The organism is Mycobacterium sp. 141 (assembly GCF_000382405.1).
GTDB lineage: Bacteria > Actinomycetota > Actinomycetes > Mycobacteriales > Mycobacteriaceae > Mycobacterium.
In genome coordinates, this window is record NZ_KB908259.1 from 224,976 (window position 1) to 242,149 (window position 17,174).

A 17,174-nucleotide genomic window follows, 5' to 3' on the forward strand; every position below is an offset into this window, starting at 1 on the left:
GCGCGCGTCACTCACGGTCAGTGCTGGCGGAGCACATCGAGGGCATGCTGCAGGTCTGCCGGATACGGACTGGTGATCTCGATGCGGCGGCCGTCGGCCGGGTGCGCGAAGGCCAGCGACCGGGCATGCAGCCACTGGCGTTCGAGTTTGAGCCGCTTCGCCAGCGTCGGATCGGCGCCGTAGGTGAGGTCACCGCAGCACGGATGGTGCAGTGCCGCGAAATGGACCCGGATCTGATGGGTGCGGCCGGTTTCCAGGGCGATGTCGACCAGGCTTGCGGCCTGGAAGGCCTCGATCGTGTCGTAGTGGGTGACGCTGTGGCGGCCGTCCTCGACCACCGCGAACTTCCAGTCGTGGCCCCGGTGCCTGCCGATCGGCGCGTCGATGGTGCCGCTCGACGGGTCGGGGTGCCCCTGCACCAGCGCGTGGTACCGCTTGTCGACGGTGCGCTGCTTGAATGCCCGCTTGAGTGCGGTGTAGGCGCGCTCCGAACGCGCCACCACCATGACCCCCGAGGTGCCGACGTCCAGGCGTTGCACGATGCCCTGTCGCTCGTGGATACCCGACGTGCTGATCCGGAAGCCCGCGGCCGCCAACCCGCCCAGCACCGTCGGACCGTGCCAGCCGACCGTGGCATGCGCAGCGACGCCCGGCGGCTTGTCCACCGCGACGACGTCGTCATCGGAGTAGAGGATGGTCATGCCCTCGATGTCGACGGGGGTGTTCTCGACCTGCGCTGGAGACTCGGGCAGCCGCACCTCCAGCCAGGCCCCGGCGACCAGCTTGTCTGACTTGGCTGCCGGCGCGCCGTCGAGGTCGACGCCACCGTCCTCGGCCAGTGCCGCCACGGCGGTCCGTGACAGCCCGAGTAGCCGCGCCAACCCGGCGTCGACCCGCATACCAGCCAGCCCCTCGGGGACCGGCATCGACCGCGTGGCCACTATGACGGATCGGCCTGGCGGCCGACCGGGCTCGACTCGTCGGCCGGATCCTGTGCGACCTGGTCGCCGGCTTTCTCAGGCTGCGCAGTGTCGGCCTCGGCAGTATCGGTCTTCTCGGGCGCCGCCTTCGCCGGCGCCTCATCCGGTTGCTCGTCGGGCTGACGCCGGCCGACGGTATCGAAGTCGAAGCCGAACAACGACAACGCCACCAGCAGGATCGCACCGCCCACCACGGAAGGGTCGGCCACGTTGAACACCGGCCACCAACCGACGGAGAAGAAGTCGACCACGTGGCCACGCAGCGGCCCTGGCGACCGGAAGAACCGGTCCACCAGGTTGCCCATGGCACCGCCGAGGATCATGCCGAGCCCGATCGCCCACCACGGCGAGACCAGGCGACGTCCCATCCAGATGATGCCGATGACGACCCCGGTGGCAATCAGCGTCAACAGCCACGTGTAACTGGTCGCCATGGAGAATGCGGCGCCGGAGTTGCGGACCAGCGTCCAGGTCACCGTGTCCCCGATGATCGAGACCGGCTGGCCAGGCGTCAACAGCCGCACTGCGAGCACTTTGGTCACGACGTCGAGGAACAGCACGACCCCGGCAACGGTCAGCAGCAGGGGCAGTCGGCGTCGGGGCGGGGCAGGGGACGCGGTGTCCCCGGAAGCCTCGGTCACCGGCTCCGCCGGGGTGGGGGTTTCCTCAGTCACTCCCCCATCATCCCAAAGTGTCGATGCGCGACAATCTCAGCCGTGCACAAGCCCGTGACTCTGACCGTCATCACCACCGGCGGGACCATCGCCACGAGCACCGACGGCGCCGGGGTACGGCGCCCCACCCGGACCGGGACCGACCTGACCGCGGACCTCGACGTCGCCGCCGATATCGAGATCATCGATCTGCTGGCCATGGACAGCGCCATGATGACACCGGCTGACTGGGACCGGATCCGGGCTTCAGTCGAGTTGGCGGCGAGCAGTTCCGACGGTGTGGTGATCACCCATGGGACCGACACCATGGAGGAAACCGCGCTGTGGCTTGAGCTGACCTATGCCGGGGCCGTGCCGGTGGTTCTTACCGGCGCTCAGCGCAGTTCCGACGCGCCGGACGCCGACGGGCCCGCCAACCTACACGATGCGCTCGCGGTGGCGGCCAGCCCGCAGACCCGTGACCTCGGCGTCCTGGTCACGTTCGCCGGCACAGTGTGGCAACCACTCGGGCTGCGGAAGGACTCCACCGTGAACCTCGCAGGGTTTGCGGGTACCGCGGTGGGCGCGGTCACCGCGGGGATGTTCGAGCCCGGCTTAGCCAAGGTGCGACCCCAGCTGGGTGGGCTGGCCGCCACGATCGCGCCCCGGGTCGACATCATCGCGGCCTACCCGGGCAGCGACGCTGTCGCCATGGACGCCTGCGTCGCCGCCGGGGCGCGCGGGATCGTGCTGGAGGCCATGGGCTCGGGCAACGCGGGTGAGCCGATCATCGACGGCGTACGCAGGCACACCGCCGCCGGCGTGCCGGTTGCGGTGTCCACCCGGGTACCTCACGGGCCGGTCAGGCCCGATTACGGACCTGGTCAACGCCTTCTCGACGCAGGCGCGGTACTGGTACCGAGCCTGCGTCCCGGCCAGGCTCGGGTATTGCTGATGGCGGCCATCGCCTCGGGGCAACCGGTGCGCGGCATCGTCGGCCAATGGGGTTGACTGCTCCGGTTCAATGGAATACATGCTGTACCGCTTAGCTACGGCTGTCGCGGCCGGCGTGCTGGCCTTGGCGGTCGCGCCGCCCGCAGGCGCCCAACCGCCACCCGGTGCCGACGACATCGACGGCTACCCCACCGCTCAAGGCTCGTTCTCGTCGGCCGCGCCCGGCGACTTCTACTGGGTGTTCTTCAAAACCCCTGACGGCAGACACTGTGGCATCGGCCCCAACGGCGGCCCCGTGGGCTGTGACGCCGTGCCGACCGACGCGCCGGCGGGAACCAACCAGACCGTGGTCAATAGCTGGGGGCCTGCGGACTACGAGCACTCCGACAACGCCAGATTCACGCGCGATGTCGACGTTCTACCCGAAGGGCAACGACTGGAGAACTGGGGAGCCAGTTGCGGCGTCGGATATCAGGGCGCGGTGACCTGCAAGACCTACGGCGAGCATGGTTTCATCCTGTCTGCCACCTACGGCGTGCTCTGGTAGTCCGGTGCCAATTTTGCTCCTCACGTCCGCCCGAGCCCCTCGAGGTAGTCGGCCCACGCCAGGCTGTCAACCGGGTCGGCCCGGGTGATCCCAGGCGTGTCCTCGGCGAAGGTGCGGGTCGGTCCCGGCCCCGACGCCCGCGTTTCGAACCGGACGGTCATCACACCGTGCCCGGCACCCTGAATCCAACCAAAGCCGTAGTCGGGGTGTACCACGTCGTCGCCGATGCGCCACACGGTCGCCGCGACAGGAGCGGTGTCGCCGGACTGGTGAGTGCCCCAAACTTCCTGCGGCTGCTCCAGATCCGGGAACAACGACTCCTGGCGCGTATCGGACAAACCCGAAAATCCCACGCCGACCAGGCGAATCGGCCCGACCTCGACCGGATCGAGAAGTAGTCGGCGCGCAGTACCGATGAGGGTGGCGGCCTCGGTGGTGGCATAGGCCAGGGTCGCCGAGCGCGTCAGCGTGCTCATGTCCGACCTCTTGAGTTTGACCGTGACGGTACGAGCGCCGCGACCATCCTTCTCCAGGCGTTGGTGTGCATGCTCACCGATCGGGCCGATGGCGTCCTGCAACTGGCCCAGCGTGGTGAGGTCCTCGGGAAACGTCGACTCGGCACTGATCTGTTTGGCTTCGGCGCGTTCGCTCACCGGACGGTCATCGATGCCGCGGGCCAGCTGATGCAGGGCTGGTCCGACCGTCGCGCCGAGCACACTGGCCACCTCGGTATCTGACAGCGCCGCGAACGCGCCGACGGTCTCAATGCCCAGCCGGTGCAGCTTCTCCTCGGCCACCGGGCCGATCCCCCACAGTCGCCGCACCGGCAACCCGTCGAGCAACACCCTTTCCTCGTCACGCCGTACCACCCGCACCCCGTCTGGTTTGGCCAGGCCCGACGCGATCTTGGCGATCTGCTTGCCCGAACCAGCACCGACCGACGCCACCAGCCCGGTGCGCTCACGCACCTTGGCTCGTAACTGCTGGCAGAACGCCTCCACCTCGGCCGCCGACGCACCGGCAAGCTCGGCGGGTTCGCCGAAGGCTTCGTCGAACGACAGCTGTTCCAACACCGGGACCACACTGCGGACGGTGTCGAGCGCTCGGCGGCTGGCGACTCTGTACACCGCGCCGCGCGGCGGAAGCACCACCGCCGGTGCCCCGACCAGCCTGCGGGCCTGGTGCATCGGCATCGCCGAACGGGCGCCGAAACGCCGCGCCTCATAACTTGCGCCGGCCACCACGCCGCGCCCGCCCAACCCACCGACCAGCACCGGTCGCCCGCGCAGGGTCGGCCGGGTGAGCTGCTCCACGGACGCGAAGAAAGCATCCATGTCGAGATGCAGGACCCAGCGTCCGCCCTTCCGGGACCCGCTGCCTGCCATACCTGTCGATGCTATGGCGCTACCCTGACCGGCATGGCATCCGATGACGTCCCGATCCGTGACGAGTCGATCCGCCTCGGCCAGTTCCTCAAGCTGGCCTCGCTGATCGACACGGGAGCCGACGCGAAAGCGGTGATCGCCGACGGGCTTGTCACGGTCAACGGTGACGTCGAGGTCCGACGCGGCCGCCAGCTGCGACCCGGCGACACCGTGTCGCTCGGCGGGCGCGCGGCGCGCGTCGCGAAAGGCTGACTCTCGTCTCGTTCGCCGAGTGTGAACTTGTGCGCCAAAAAGTGGAAAATCTCGCACACAAGTTCACACTCGACTGATCAAGGCGTTGTCAGTCGGGTCATCTCGACGGGATAGCCGCGGCCGACAGATCCGGTAAGGGTGTTGCCGGCCGTACCCACGCTGCCTCCTTGGGCGTCCCGGTCAGGGAACAGATCTTCACGCAGCTTGACGGACGGATCAGTTTCGATCTGGAAATCCAGTGCGAGAAGCTCTCTACCGATGAGGGTCTCGAAATCGTCCTTCCATCCCCCAGGTAACTCGGGAACCGTGAGGCGCAGCCGTACTCGGTCACCCACCTCAAGGCCACCCTGTCGACGGAACTCTTGGAGCTCACGAATGATGTCACGAGCCCAGCCCTCGGCCTCGAGTTCCTCGGTGACCGTGCCGTCGAGCACCACCAGCCCGGCACCGTCGGGCAGCGCCGCGGTCGATTCGGGATCCGCCGCGACGAGCTTGGAGGTGTACTCCTCGGGCCGCAGCACCACCGGTCCGGCAGTCAGCGTGCCGTCAGGGTTGACCACACCCTCGCCCGACTTGACAGCCTTGATGGCCGCCTGCACGTCCTTGCCGATGCGCGGTCCGGCGACCCGGGCGTTGACGGCGAGTTCGAACTCACCGTAGGCGGCGATGTCGTCGGTCAGCTCGACAGCCTTGACGTTGAGCTCGTCGGCGATCAGGTCGGCGAACGGGGTGATCGAGGACGGACTGTCCACGGCCACAGTCAGTTTCGGCAGCGGTAGGCGTACCCGCAGTTTCTTGGCCTTACGCAGCGAGGAGCCCACCGAGCACACCTCACGCACCTGGTCCATCGCCGCGACCAGGTCGGGGTCCTTCGGCAGCAGACCGGCTTCCGGCCAATCGGTCAGGTGCACCGACCGCTCACCGGTCAGCCCGCGCCAGATCACCTCGGTGGCCAACGGCAGCAGCGGTGCGGCGAGCCGACCGGTCACCTCGAGCACGGTGTGCAGGGTATCGATGGCGTCGGCGTCCTCTTCCCAGAACCGCGAACGCGACCGGCGCACATACCAGTTCGTCAACGCCTCGGTGAACTGCCGCAGTTCGTCACAGGCGCCCGAGATGTCGCAGACATCCAGCGACGCGGTCAGATCGTCGCGCAACTGCGCCAGCTTGGCCAGGATGTAGCGATCCAGCACGTTCGCCGAATCGGTGCGCCACCTGCCCTTCTCGGGCGCATACAGGGCCAGGAAGCTGTAGGCATTCCACAGTGGCAGCAGCACCTGGCGCACGCCCTCGCGGATGCCCTGCTCAGTGACGATGAGGTTGCCGCCGCGCAGGATCGGCGACGCCATCAGGAACCACCGCATGGCATCGGAACCGTCGCGGTCGAACACCTCGCTGACATCGGGGTAGTTGCGCAGCGACTTGCTCATCTTCTGCCCGTCGTTGCCCAGCACGATCCCGTGTGCCACACAGGTTTTGAATGCCGGCTTGTCGAACAGCGCGGTGGCCAACACGTGCATGGTGTAGAACCAGCCGCGGGTCTGGCCGATGTACTCGACGATGAAGTCGCCGGGGAAGTGAGCGTCTTCGCCGGCCGCCCCACCGAGGAACCATTCGCGGTTCTCGAACGGATAGTGCACCTGGGCGTACGGCATCGACCCGGAGTCAAACCACACGTCGAACACGTCCTCGATACGGCGCATCGTGGACTTACCGGTCGGGTCATCGGGATTCGGTCTCGTCAGCTCGTCGATGAACGGCCGGTGCAGATCGGTCGGCCGCACGCCGAAATCGCGCTCCAGCTCGTCGAGGCTACCGTAGACATCGATCCGCGGGTACGTGGGATCATCGGACTTCCACACCGGAATCGGCGTGCCCCAGTAGCGGTTTCGTGAGATCGACCAGTCCCGGGCGCCCTGCAGCCACTTGCCGAACTGGCCGTCCTTCACATGCTCCGGGTACCAGGTGATCTGCTGGTTCAGCTCGACCATCCGGTCACGGAACTCGGTGACCCGGACGAACCAGGACGACACCGCGCGGTAGATCAGCGGGTTCCGGCACCGCCAACAGTGCGGATAGGAGTGCTCGTACGTTTCGTGGCGCAACAGCACCGCGCCGTTCGCGCGGGCTGAACCGTCACCGTTCTTGAGGTCGCGAATGATCTGCGAATTCGCCTCGAACACATGCTGACCCGCGTAGTCCGGCACCGTTTCGTCGAAGCGGCCCTTGGAGTCGACGGGCGTGACGGCGACGATATCGGCGGCATCGGCCGTGGCCTTGTCGTCCTCACCGTAGGCCGGAGCCATATGCACGATGCCGGTGCCGTCCTCGATGCTGACGAAGTCAGCAGCCAGCACCTGAAAAGCGTTGGGCGATCCCATGAAGTACGGAAACGGCGGCAGGTACTGCGTACCCAGCAGATCTCTGCCGGTATACGCGCCGAGCACCTCCGGCTCCTCGCCGAGCTCGCGTGCGTAGGCGGCAAGTCGAGCCTCGGCCAGCACATAACGCCGCCCGTCTGGGCCCTGCACCAAGACGTAGTCGATGTCGGGGTTGACGGCGACGGCTTGGTTGGATGGCAGTGTCCACGGCGTCGTCGTCCAGATCAACAGATGGGCACCCTTCAGCGCACCCTCGGTAACGGTGAATCCGACCGTCACGGCCGGATCCTGACGGCTCTGGTAGACGTCGTCGTCCATCCGCAGCTCATGGCTGGACAGCGGGGTCTCGTCGTTCCAGCAGTACGGCAGGACCCGATTGCCCTCGTAGGCCAGACCCTTGTCCCACAGCTGCTTGAACGCCCAGATCACGGACTCCATGAACGTCGGATCCAAGGTCTTGTAGTCGTTGTCGAAGTCGACCCAGCGGGCCTGGCGGGTGACGTAGGCCTGCCACTCGTCGGTGTACTTGAGCACCGAGGCGCGGCAGGCATCGTTGAACTTCTCGATGCCCATCTCTTCGATCTGCGCCTTGTCGGTGATGCCGAGCTGGCGTTGCACCTCGAGTTCGGCGGGCAGCCCGTGGGTGTCCCACCCGAACCGGCGCTCCACCTTGTAACCCCGCATCGTGCGGTAGCGCGGCACGATGTCCTTGACGTATCCGGTGAGCAGGTGGCCGTAGTGGGGCAGGCCGTTGGCGAACGGAGGGCCGTCGTAGAACACGTACTCCGGAGCGTCCTGACGACGGGCCACGCTGGCCCGGAAGGTGTCGTCGCCGGCCCAGTAATCCAGCACCTCAAGTTCGCGCTCCGGGAAATTCGGTGCGGCGGGCCTGGGATAGGCGCTCACGTCTCGTCTCCTGTGCCTGTGTCGGGGCCTCCATCTCGGAAGCTCGAACATCGTTCAAAGGCACGGGGACGACGTCGCGCAGGTACGCGAGCGCCGCGGTACCACCCCGCTTGCGTGTGGAAACCACACGCCGCTCAACTATCGGGCGATGACGGGCCCACCCGCCCGGTTCTACTGGGCCGCGTTCTGAAGAAACCCGCGCAGCCGTTCTTCCGGAGGCTCCCCGGTGATGGCCGGATCGACGCCGATTCAAGCAGTCTAATGAGCGGTGCAAATCGCGACCGCCCGTGGAACCGGCTGCAGGCTATCCGGAGGTCACTTCGATCAGCGCGAGCGGGAACTGCTCAGCCAACTCGGCCACCGTGGCACAGTCGAAACCGCGGCTGTCATACCGCCAATCGAGCTGCAATCCCGCCGCAGAATCGCCGTGCAGGTGCAACGCCAGCAAACATTCAGCGGGTGCTGCCGACCCACGCCCGTCGGCGTCGTACCGGAAGTACACTTCCGCGCCGGCAGGGTGGTCGAGACGTTCGACAGGCACCCTGACCGTCGCCAACAGGTCATGCCCGGACAGGCTCCGACGCGAGCTGCAGGCCACCGATGCTCGACGTGCCTGCGCACCGCCGACCTCGACATCGAGGACGCCGTCGCCGATGGCGCGCGCGACAGCCCGACCCAAGGCGGCCAGCAGGATCTCCTCCGCGCTGCTGCCCATGGCCACCCGCGCGCCTGCCAGTTCGGCGCTGAGGACCTCATCCAACACGCTTGTCACCATCGCCATGTCGGACTCGACCGGCGCAGTAGCAGTGGGGTAGTCGCAGAACCAGCACGTGGTACCGGACTGCAACAGCAGAGCAACCATGCGGACCACGGTATCCACGCCGTCCCAAAGTTGGGAGAGTAGTGCCAAAAGTCTGACAGAGATGTCAATAAGGAAATGGCTGTGAGCAAACCGATCCGTGCTGCCCGTCGGCAGTCGGGGTTATCGTGTGGTGATGCCCCGCACCGATGAGAATGGCAGACAACTCAAGGCGCTGCTGGACTACCTGCTCGACGGCGAGATCGATGCCAAAGCCATCTATACCGCGCTCGGGATTTCCAGCAGCACCTACTATCGGCGCATCAAAGAGCCCGACTATCCCAATGCCGAGGAGCTCAGACAGGTCGCGGACCGAATCGGGCTGAGCTACCCCGATCTGCAGATCAGGTTCGGTCTGATGAGTCGTCAGGAGGTCCGGCATTACCTGGAATCGGCACCCGTGACCGTGGCGCCGACCGACACCAGGACGCGGAGAGTACGTCCGGCAAAGTTATCTGAATTAGCGCCACGAACCGACGCGCCGCCGCTCTAGCCATACAATCAGCAATCTGTCAATTCTCGTCGAAGCGACTTGCCCATGTCAGTAGGCATACTCATAACGATCACCCTCGGGTGCATCGCATGGAGCTTGTGGATCCGGCGCGTCACCTGGTCGTGCCGGTGGGAGGTCGCCGCCACCCTCAACATCGCCCTGCAGGGCCTCGCGGTGCTGCTCATGTCGCCGCTGGCCTCGGAAACCCTCGGCCGCCTGCTACACGATCTGACCGGCAAGTGGAACGTCGAGGACTACATCGGTCACGACTGCTACATCGTGGCCGCGTCGGCGATCGTCTACAACGCTCTCGGCCGGTTGCAGGACGACGAAGCGATGCAGCACTCGTTCAAGCAGTACATCGAGCGGCCCGCCACACTGTGTATCCCGCTGCTGCTCGCGACGTTCTCGCTGGGCAACGGCGCAAAGGTCTACCGCCCCGACTTCTTCACGGTGCCAACGGACTTCTGGCTCAGCGCCTACTGGATCCTGCTGTGCGGCACCCTGACGTATCTACTGCTCTACGGCGTGCGGGCGATGCTGGTGCTGCGCAGGGATCCGCGGTCCCGACGGATCGCCAACATCTATCTGATCGCCTCGGTCAGTGGCATCCTGGCCTGCGCGGTGCGCATCACGACTGCATGCTTCCCGGTGCTGCAGCCCTGGGAGAACGGCAAATTCGTCTGGCTGTTCGCCTGCGTGTGCGGTGCGGTGTTCGCGCTCGCCTCGGCACACTCGTGGCGTATCAAGACGCGTGGACGTACAGCCAGTGCTGAGTTTTGATCGACGTCGCGATCATCAGCGGCTGGCGGGCGCCCGCGGAACCCGGCCTTTCGACGGCTAACTAGCCGGCGACCGGCTTGGGCAGCTCAAAGGGAGCGGCGCCGAGGTCGGCCACGGACTGGTAGCCGCGCCGGCGAGCACTGGCGACGTCCTTGCGGATGACGGCGTTGAGGGCGACGAAAGCCGTCATGTCGAGCATCATCGGCGTGATCAGCCGGTTGTGCACAAAACCGATCGCAAGGCCACTGGCCGGGTCTGCCCAGCCGAAAGAGCCACCCATTCCGAGGTGGCCGAAACCGGGCATGATGCCGAACGGCACGGAGTGGTATCCGAGGTGGAAGGACACCGGCACAACCAGATTGCGATCGCGCCGCAGTGCTGCCGGCCCGCTGAAGCCTGCGACAGTTTCCGCGGACAGAAACTCGACGCCCTCGAACCGGCCGCCATTGGCGATCGCGCCGTACATCCGCGCCAGCCCGCGCGCGGTCGCGACACCGTTGGCGGCGGGGATCTCGCTGTCCAGGAACGGCGTGTCCCCTCGGATCAGTGACATCACGCCTGGCACATACATCGACCCGAACACGCCCGAGCGGTTCAACCGGGCCAGTTTGGGTGCGAGGAAATCGAAAACATGGTTGGGCCACAGCCGCTGTGGCGCCAGGATCTGCGCCGGGCGGGTCGGCGCGCAGTCAGGAGGCCGACCGAGGTACAGGCCGTCGGTACCCAGAGGTTCGGCCAGCTCGGTGCGGATCAGCTCTCGCATGCCCTGACCCGTCACGGCACGCGTCAAACCGGACAACAGCCACCCGTAGGTAAGCGCGTGGTAGGCCGGTTTGTCGAACAACGACGGACTCACCGGCGCGGACGCGATGCGCTCCTCCATCAACCGGGGATCCAGCAGCTCAGCCAGGCTCACCCCGTTGAGCTGTGACAAGCCGGCGCGATGTGCCATGACCTGGCGGACCGTGATCCCGGCCTTGCCATTGTCGCCGAACTCCGGCCAATAGGCGCACACTGGCGCGTCATAGTCGAGCAGGCCGCGGTCGACCAGGCGGTGGATGACAGTCGATGCCATGCCTTTGGTCGCGGAGAACACCATCGCACCGGTATCGGCCGTCCAGAATTCGGTGCCGGCGCGGTCGGAGAATCCGGTCCACACGTCGACGACAGGCTGGCCGTCCTGGACGACAGCCAGAGCGCCGCCGCCGAACCGGCGGCCCGGGAACAGCTCCGAGAAGGCTCGCACCGTGCAGGCGAAACTGGCGTCCGCAGCACCCTGGACGCCGTGCGGGAGCGCGACGCCGCGATCCCGACAATCACTGTCCGACACAACATCGAATTTACCTGCAACCCCGGCTAACTACTGCCGAGTTACCGATCTGTTAACGCCGCTCGGCCCTAACGTCACCGCATCGGCTTGTCATCGACCTTGTAGTCGATATTCAGCGCGCCGTTCTTCACAGCCTTGACGGTCGCGGTAACGCCATACTTGGTGCCATTGGTGGCGGTCAGCACGCAATGCTGAGTTGCACCCACTTTGCCGGCGATACCGTTCTCACATGTGACCGCCTTGGCCTTGCGCTTCGCCGCGGCCTCCAGCTTCTCCTTGGCCTCTGACTGCAGCTGGGCTTTGGAAAGCGCGGGCTGGCTACCGCTTTCCGAGTGACCGCTGCATCCGGTGAGCAACACACCAGCCACTGCGCCACCGGCGACAAGCCTGCGCAACGTGGTGTTCACAGGTGACATTCGGTTCGACCCGCCTTTCGATTGCCATCGGCGGCGATCATTCCGCCGCATCAAGTATCTGCTGCGCCGCCAGGGCGGGTGTCAGTTCGCCGTCGCGCACCCGGCGCTCCACCTCCGCGCGGATGCCACGCACCCGCGGGTTGGACAGTAACCGGTCGAGCACGGTGTCGCGGACCATCGACCAGGTCCAATCGACCTGCTGCTGGCGTCGCCGCTTGTCGAACTCCCCCGCGTCGGTGAGCACCTGTCGGTGTCTGAGCACCGCGTCCCACAATTCCGCCAGACCCGTACCCTCCAGTGCGCTCATGTTCAGAACCGTTGGGCGCCAAAGAGATTCACGAGGATAGAGCAATCGAACGGCCCCGACGAGCTCACGAGCGGCCTGCTTGGCCTCGACAGCGTGCTCACCGTCGGCCTTGTTCACCACGATGACGTCAGCCAGCTCCAAAACGCCCTTCTTGATGCCCTGCAACTGGTCGCCGGTGCGGGCCAGGGTGAGGAACACGAAGGTATCGACCATGTTGGCCACGGCGACCTCGGACTGCCCCACCCCAACTGTCTCGATGAGGATGACGTCGTAGCCGGCGGCCTCGAGCAATACGATCGTCTCGCGCGTGGCCTTGGCGACCCCACCGAGCGTCCCCGACGTCGGCGAGGGCCGGATGTAGGCGTCGGGATGCACCGCCAGCCGGGCCATGCGGGTCTTGTCACCCAGGATGGAGCCGCCGGTCCGCGTCGACGACGGATCCACCGCCAGCACAGCGACCCGGTGGCCGGCCTCGATGAGGTACATGCCGAGTACTTCGATGGCGGTCGACTTACCGACGCCGGGCACGCCGGTGATACCGACGTGCATGGCGGTCCCCGCGTGCGGCATCAGCTCCAGCAGTAGCTGCTGAGCCTGCTCGCGGTGGTCGGCCCTGGTCGATTCGACCAGGGTGATGGCCCGAGCCAGGGCGGCGCGGTCGCGATCCCGGATCGCGGCCGCGAGTTCGGTGACTGTAGCCATGCGCCTAGCTCAGCTGGTAGCCGAGACGATCAGCCAGCTTCTGCAGCAGGCCGATGGCCGCGTCGGCGATCACCGTTCCGGGTGGGAAGATGGCCGTCGCACCGGCCTTGTACAACTCATCGAAGTCGCCGGGCGGGATGACGCCGCCAACCACGATCATGATGTCCGGGCGTCCCACCTCGGCCAGCGCGTCCCGCAATGCAGGCACCAGGGTGAGGTGCCCGGCGGCCAGTGACGACACACCGACGACGTGCACATCGTTGTCGGCGGCCTGCCGGGCCACCTCGTCGGGGGTCGAGAACAGTGAGCCCACGTCGACGTCGAAGCCGATGTCGGCGAACGCTGTGGCAATCACCTTCTGGCCGCGGTCGTGACCGTCCTGCCCCATCTTGGCCACCAGAATGCGGGGACGGCGCCCGTCCGCCTCGGCGAACTCCTCCACCAATTCCGTTGCCCGGCCTATTTGCGTCACGTTGCCACCACTTCCTACCTCATCCCGGTAGACACCCGCGATGGTGCGAATCTCGGCCCGGTGCCGGCCGTACACCTTCTCCAGGGCGTCGGAGATCTCGCCGAGGGTGGCCTTGGCACGCGCGGCGTTGATGGCCAGGGCAAGCAGGTTGTTGCCCAGCCCGTCTGGGTCATCTTCGGCGCCGGGGCGCCGGTATTCGCCTGCGGCGCGGGTGAGTTCGGCCAGGGCGGCCTGGGTGGCCGCCTCATCACGCTCGGCGCGGAGCCGCTCGAGTTTGGCGATCTGCTCGGCCCGAACGCGCGAGTTATCGACCTTGAGGACCTCGATCTCCTGATCGGTGCCGGTGGCAACCTGATACTTGTTGACGCCGATCAGGGGTTGGGCGCCGGAGTCGATGCGGGCCTGGGTGCGCGCCGCCGCCTCTTCGATGCGCAGCTTCGGGATGCCGTCGCTGATGGCCTGCGCCATGCCGCCGTGTTCGGCGACCTCCTTGATGTGAGCGCGGGCCTTCTCCGCGAGCTGGTAAGTCAGCCACTCCACGTAGTAGGACCCGCCCCACGGATCGATCGGCCGTGTGGTGCCCGACTCCTGCTGCAGCAGCAGCTGGGTGTTGCGGGCGATACGGGCGGAGAAGTCGGTGGGCAGCGCCAGTGCCTCGTCAAGCGCGTTGGTGTGCAGCGACTGGGTGTGCCCCTGGGTCGCGGCCATCGCCTCGACGCAGGTTCTGGCCACGTTGTTGAACACGTCCTGCGCGGTGAGCGACCAGCCGGAGGTCTGCGAGTGAGCCCGTAGCGACAGTGATTTGTCGCTCTTGCCGCCGAACTCGGCCACCAGCTCGCTCCACAGCAACCGGCCCGCACGCAGCTTGGCCACTTCCATGAAGAAGTTCATCCCGATGCCCCAGAAGAAGGACAGCCGCGGCGCGAACTTGTCGATGCCGAGACCGGCGTCCAGGCCGGCCTTGATGTACTCGACACCGTCGGCCAGGGTGTAGGCCAACTCCAGATCCGCAGTGGCGCCGGCCTCCTGGATGTGGTAGCCCGAGATCGAAATGCTGTTGAACTTGGGCATTTTCGCGCTGGTATAACCGAAGATGTCGGAGATGATCCGCATCGACGGCTTCGGCGGGTAGATGTAGGTATTGCGGACCATGAACTCTTTGAGGATGTCGTTCTGGATGGTCCCGGCCAGCTTCTCCGGGGGCACCCCCTGTTCCTCGGCGGCCACCACGTACAGCGCCAGAATCGGCAGCACCGCGCCGTTCATCGTCATCGAGACGCTGACGCTCCCGAGGTCGATGCCGTCGAACAGCTGGCGCATGTCGAGGATCGAGTCGATGGCCACCCCGGCCATGCCGACGTCGCCCTGCACCCGTGGGTGGTCCGAGTCGTAGCCGCGGTGTGTGGCCAGGTCGAACGCCACCGACAGGCCCTTCTGGCCGGCAGCCAGATTGCGCCGGTAGAACGCGTTGGATTCGGCAGCCGTGGAGAATCCGGCGTACTGGCGGATGGTCCACGGCTGGTTGACGTACATCGTCGGGTAGGGCCCGCGGACGAAGGGTGGCGCTCCCGGGAAGCTGTCGAGCGGATACCCGGCGGCGGCCACCGCGGCCCGGTCGGCGGCGATGTAGATGGGCTTGACGTCGATGCGCTCAGGGGTTGCCCAGGTCAACTGCTCGGGGGTGTAGCCATGGGCCGCGGCAGCCGCCGCGACGTGCGCCTCGACGGCCTGCGGAGTGGCGGGTTCGCCGGTCTTCTCGCCGTGCAGCGGGACATCGGCGAAACTGCCGATTGCTGTTCTGGCAGTCATATCAGGCCCCCAGTTCGGTGAGCAGGTTCGACAAAGCTTCCACTGCATTGATTTTCGCGGTCAGATATCCGTCGGGTCTCGAGTCGGCTTCCGCCACGGCCTTTTCTCGACCGGCCAGCAGAATCCTGCCGACGCCGGCAGCGCGGGCGGCGGCCACCACCGCCGCGGACTCAGTGCCGTAGCGGGCACCGGTCCCGCACAACACCGCGACGCTGGGTGTACCGGCGGCGGCCACCGCCGCGGCAACACCCGCGGCGTTGACCGTGCCCGGGTTGATCGCTTCGATCCCGCCCGAGGCCAGCAGGTTGGTCGCGAACGTGGTCCGCGGGTTGTGCTCGGCCAACGGGCCCAGCGGCAGCAGCAGCACCCGGGGACGGGCTCCGGTACTGGCCAGGAATGCATCGGAGCGGTCCCGCAGCTCTTCGAACCCGACCGCGTAGCGGGCCCAGCCGACAACCGAATCATCTTGCGGGAGAGGAGCTTCGGCGAGGTTCGGAAACTCGTTGACGCCGGTGATGGCGGTGCGACGATGCGCGATGTCATCGGAACGCCGGTGCGCCACCTCGGCGATCTCGGCCTTCAGATAATCCAGGGCCGCCACGAATCCGCCTCGGGCTTCCATCTGCCGGAAGTGCGTCCAGGCCTGCTCGGCGAGCCGGGCGGTGAGATCCTCGACGAACCACGATCCGCCCGCCGGGTCGAGCACCTGGCCCAGGTGCGATTCCTCGAGCAACAGCAGCTGCGTGTTGCGCGCGATCCGGCGCGCGAAAGTGGTTGAGGTGCCGTGCAATCCGCCGGGAATGGCCACATCGAACGGGTAGACCGCGATGGTGTCGGCGCCGCCGACACCCGCGGCAAACGCGGCGAGCGTGGTGCGGAGCATGTTCACCCACGGATCGCGTTGGGTCATCATCGGCAGCGAGGTGACCGCGTGCAGCGTGGCCGCGCCGGAGTCTGTGGCACCGACCACCTCGGCGACCCGGGCCCAGAGCTGGCGGGCCGCCCGCAGCTTGGCGATGGTCATGAACTGATCGTCGTCGGCGGCGTACCGGAAGCTGATCTGACGTAACGCATCTTCGCCCGCGATGCCGCCGTCCACCAGGATGCGCAGATAAGCCACACCTGCGGCGATCGACGCCGCCAGCTCCCAGGCCGCGCCGGCTCCGCGGTTGTGGAAGGCCGGGCCGTCGACAGTGATGGCGCGCACCCGGCCCGAATACCCGGACAGTTGTGCGGCGGTCGTGACGACATCGGCTTCGGGCGCACCGTCATGCCCGGAAAACCGCGCGGTCAGCGGGTCGGCGCCCAGATCGATGGACAGCCGGGCACGCTGGTCGTCGTCGAGGTCCGCCAGCAGGGCCAGCACGTTCTCGGCGGTTGCGCGATAGTCGGCGCCCGTGGCCTCGAACACGATCGGAACCAGGTCCAGGAACACCCCGTCGAGCAGTTGCTGCACATCTGCCGCCGCAGTTCCGTCAGTGCCTCCGATGCGCAGCGTGAGTGCGCTGACACCTTCGGTCAGCGCGAGCAGCACAGCACCGTTGGCGGTCTCCGCCTCGGAACCGGGCACGGTCGGGAACGCTTCGGCGACCCGCCAACCGGCCTTGACGTCACGGCGTGCGTCACCGCCGCGCACGAACGGCCACCGACCGGGCAACGACGGCTCGGGCGCGGCGTCGAGACTCGTGTAGAGCGGTCGGATGGCGAATCCCTCGTAGATGGCGGAGTCCAGCAGCCGTTCCGGCTCGGCCGGCAAGCCGGCGGCGTTCCCATGTCGCCCCTTGGCGAGGACGCCGGCAACCGCGTGGCGCCATCGATCACGGCCGGACTCGATTGCACTGGACCCCTGTAACGACACCCGCATCTCCTGTTACCGCAGCGTGTGATCAGCCACCTGTCCACCAGGCTAAATGATCGCTGCCGGCTCCCGTCCCGGGCAGCATGG

Annotated in this window: 15 protein-coding genes; 5 read left to right on the plus strand and 10 right to left on the minus strand. The window is 66.8% G+C overall.

Annotation, left to right across the window (positions count from 1 at the left end):
* Window positions 1-17 precede the first annotated feature (17 nt).
* On the minus strand, window positions 18-941 hold the full coding sequence (locus H276_RS0110325; protein WP_019971234.1) for an RluA family pseudouridine synthase: 924 nt from the start codon (window positions 939-941) through the stop codon (window positions 18-20).
* Complete coding sequence (gene lspA / locus H276_RS0110330; RefSeq protein WP_019971235.1) at window positions 941-1,654, minus strand: signal peptidase II; 714 nt, start codon at window positions 1,652-1,654, stop codon at window positions 941-943. The genes H276_RS0110325 and lspA overlap by 1 nt, the downstream gene beginning before the upstream one ends.
* Before the next feature lie 42 nt (window positions 1,655-1,696).
* On the opposite strand from lspA, the gene H276_RS0110335 reads away from it, so the two are divergent.
* The gene (locus H276_RS0110335; RefSeq protein ID WP_019971236.1) at window positions 1,697-2,644 is read left to right on the plus strand and encodes an asparaginase; all 948 of its coding nucleotides are present in this window, start codon (window positions 1,697-1,699) and stop codon (window positions 2,642-2,644) included.
* A gap of 22 nt (window positions 2,645-2,666) precedes the next feature.
* Window positions 2,667-3,134: a hypothetical protein gene (locus tag H276_RS0110340; RefSeq protein ID WP_026356805.1), complete on the plus strand. Its 468-nt coding sequence runs from the start codon at window positions 2,667-2,669 to the stop codon at window positions 3,132-3,134.
* A gap of 20 nt (window positions 3,135-3,154) precedes the next feature.
* On the opposite strand, the gene H276_RS0110345 is transcribed toward H276_RS0110340, so the two are convergent.
* Window positions 3,155-4,519, minus strand: coding sequence for a DNA polymerase IV (locus H276_RS0110345; RefSeq protein ID WP_019971238.1), 1,365 nt, complete (start codon window positions 4,517-4,519; stop codon window positions 3,155-3,157).
* A gap of 33 nt (window positions 4,520-4,552) precedes the next feature.
* Here H276_RS0110345 and H276_RS0110350 point away from each other — a divergent pair, with 33 nt between their 5' ends.
* Complete coding sequence (locus H276_RS0110350; protein WP_019971239.1) at window positions 4,553-4,771, plus strand: RNA-binding S4 domain-containing protein; 219 nt, start codon at window positions 4,553-4,555, stop codon at window positions 4,769-4,771.
* 77 nt (window positions 4,772-4,848) lie between these two features.
* Here the strand turns inward: H276_RS0110350 and ileS are convergent, their stop codons facing one another.
* Together ileS and H276_RS0110360 are read right to left on the minus strand one after the other, a co-directional pair.
* Window positions 4,849-8,058, minus strand: a complete 3,210-nt coding sequence (gene ileS, locus H276_RS0110355) for an isoleucine--tRNA ligase (RefSeq protein WP_026356806.1) — start codon at window positions 8,056-8,058, stop codon at window positions 4,849-4,851.
* Window positions 8,059-8,362: 304 nt separating this feature from the next.
* Window positions 8,363-8,920 (minus strand): hypothetical protein, encoded by a 558-nt coding sequence (locus H276_RS0110360; protein ID WP_231376649.1) that lies wholly within the window; start codon window positions 8,918-8,920, stop codon window positions 8,363-8,365.
* A gap of 133 nt (window positions 8,921-9,053) precedes the next feature.
* On the opposite strand from H276_RS0110360, the gene H276_RS0110365 reads away from it, so the two are divergent.
* Window positions 9,054-9,410 (plus strand): hypothetical protein, encoded by a 357-nt coding sequence (locus H276_RS0110365; RefSeq protein ID WP_026356807.1) that lies wholly within the window; start codon window positions 9,054-9,056, stop codon window positions 9,408-9,410.
* 45 nt (window positions 9,411-9,455) lie between these two features.
* Window positions 9,456-10,193, plus strand: coding sequence for a hypothetical protein (locus tag H276_RS0110370; RefSeq protein ID WP_026356808.1), 738 nt, complete (start codon window positions 9,456-9,458; stop codon window positions 10,191-10,193).
* 61 nt (window positions 10,194-10,254) lie between these two features.
* Here H276_RS0110370 and H276_RS0110375 read toward each other — a convergent pair whose 3' ends face one another.
* The 5 genes from H276_RS0110375 to mutA form a co-directional block, all read right to left on the minus strand.
* Window positions 10,255-11,523, minus strand: coding sequence for a serine hydrolase domain-containing protein (locus H276_RS0110375; protein WP_019971244.1), 1,269 nt, complete (start codon window positions 11,521-11,523; stop codon window positions 10,255-10,257).
* A 74-nt stretch (window positions 11,524-11,597) separates the two neighbouring features.
* Window positions 11,598-11,930: a DUF4333 domain-containing protein gene (locus H276_RS0110380; protein WP_019971245.1), complete on the minus strand. Its 333-nt coding sequence runs from the start codon at window positions 11,928-11,930 to the stop codon at window positions 11,598-11,600.
* Between the two features lie 46 nt (window positions 11,931-11,976).
* A complete protein-coding gene (gene meaB, locus H276_RS0110385) occupies window positions 11,977-12,948 on the minus strand; it encodes a methylmalonyl Co-A mutase-associated GTPase MeaB (protein ID WP_019971246.1) in 972 nt (323 codons plus the stop codon).
* A 4-nt stretch (window positions 12,949-12,952) separates the two neighbouring features.
* Window positions 12,953-15,229 (minus strand): methylmalonyl-CoA mutase, encoded by a 2,277-nt coding sequence (scpA, locus tag H276_RS0110390; RefSeq protein ID WP_019971247.1) that lies wholly within the window; start codon window positions 15,227-15,229, stop codon window positions 12,953-12,955.
* Window position 15,230: 1 nt separating this feature from the next.
* Window positions 15,231-17,093: a methylmalonyl-CoA mutase small subunit gene (gene mutA, locus H276_RS0110395; protein WP_019971248.1), complete on the minus strand. Its 1,863-nt coding sequence runs from the start codon at window positions 17,091-17,093 to the stop codon at window positions 15,231-15,233.
* Window positions 17,094-17,174: the final 81 nt, after the last annotated feature.

What these genes read in the sequence shown, in the direction of transcription:
- H276_RS0110340 (WP_026356805.1), top strand. Translation starts at nt 2,667, where the DNA reads ATGCTGTACCGCTTAGCTACGGCTGTCGCGGCCGGCGTGCTGGCCTTG.
- H276_RS0110345 (WP_019971238.1), bottom strand. Translation starts at nt 4,519, where the DNA reads ATGGCAGGCAGCGGGTCCCGGAAGGGCGGACGCTGGGTCCTGCATCTC.
- H276_RS0110350 (WP_019971239.1), top strand. Translation starts at nt 4,553, where the DNA reads ATGGCATCCGATGACGTCCCGATCCGTGACGAGTCGATCCGCCTCGGC.
- H276_RS0110360 (WP_231376649.1), bottom strand. Translation starts at nt 8,920, where the DNA reads ATGGTTGCTCTGCTGTTGCAGTCCGGTACCACGTGCTGGTTCTGCGAC.
- H276_RS0110365 (WP_026356807.1), top strand. Translation starts at nt 9,054, where the DNA reads ATGCCCCGCACCGATGAGAATGGCAGACAACTCAAGGCGCTGCTGGAC.
- H276_RS0110370 (WP_026356808.1), top strand. Translation starts at nt 9,456, where the DNA reads ATGTCAGTAGGCATACTCATAACGATCACCCTCGGGTGCATCGCATGG.
- meaB (WP_019971246.1), bottom strand. Translation starts at nt 12,948, where the DNA reads ATGGCTACAGTCACCGAACTCGCGGCCGCGATCCGGGATCGCGACCGC.
- scpA (WP_019971247.1), bottom strand. Translation starts at nt 15,229, where the DNA reads ATGACTGCCAGAACAGCAATCGGCAGTTTCGCCGATGTCCCGCTGCAC.
- mutA (WP_019971248.1), bottom strand. Translation starts at nt 17,093, where the DNA reads ATGCGGGTGTCGTTACAGGGGTCCAGTGCAATCGAGTCCGGCCGTGAT.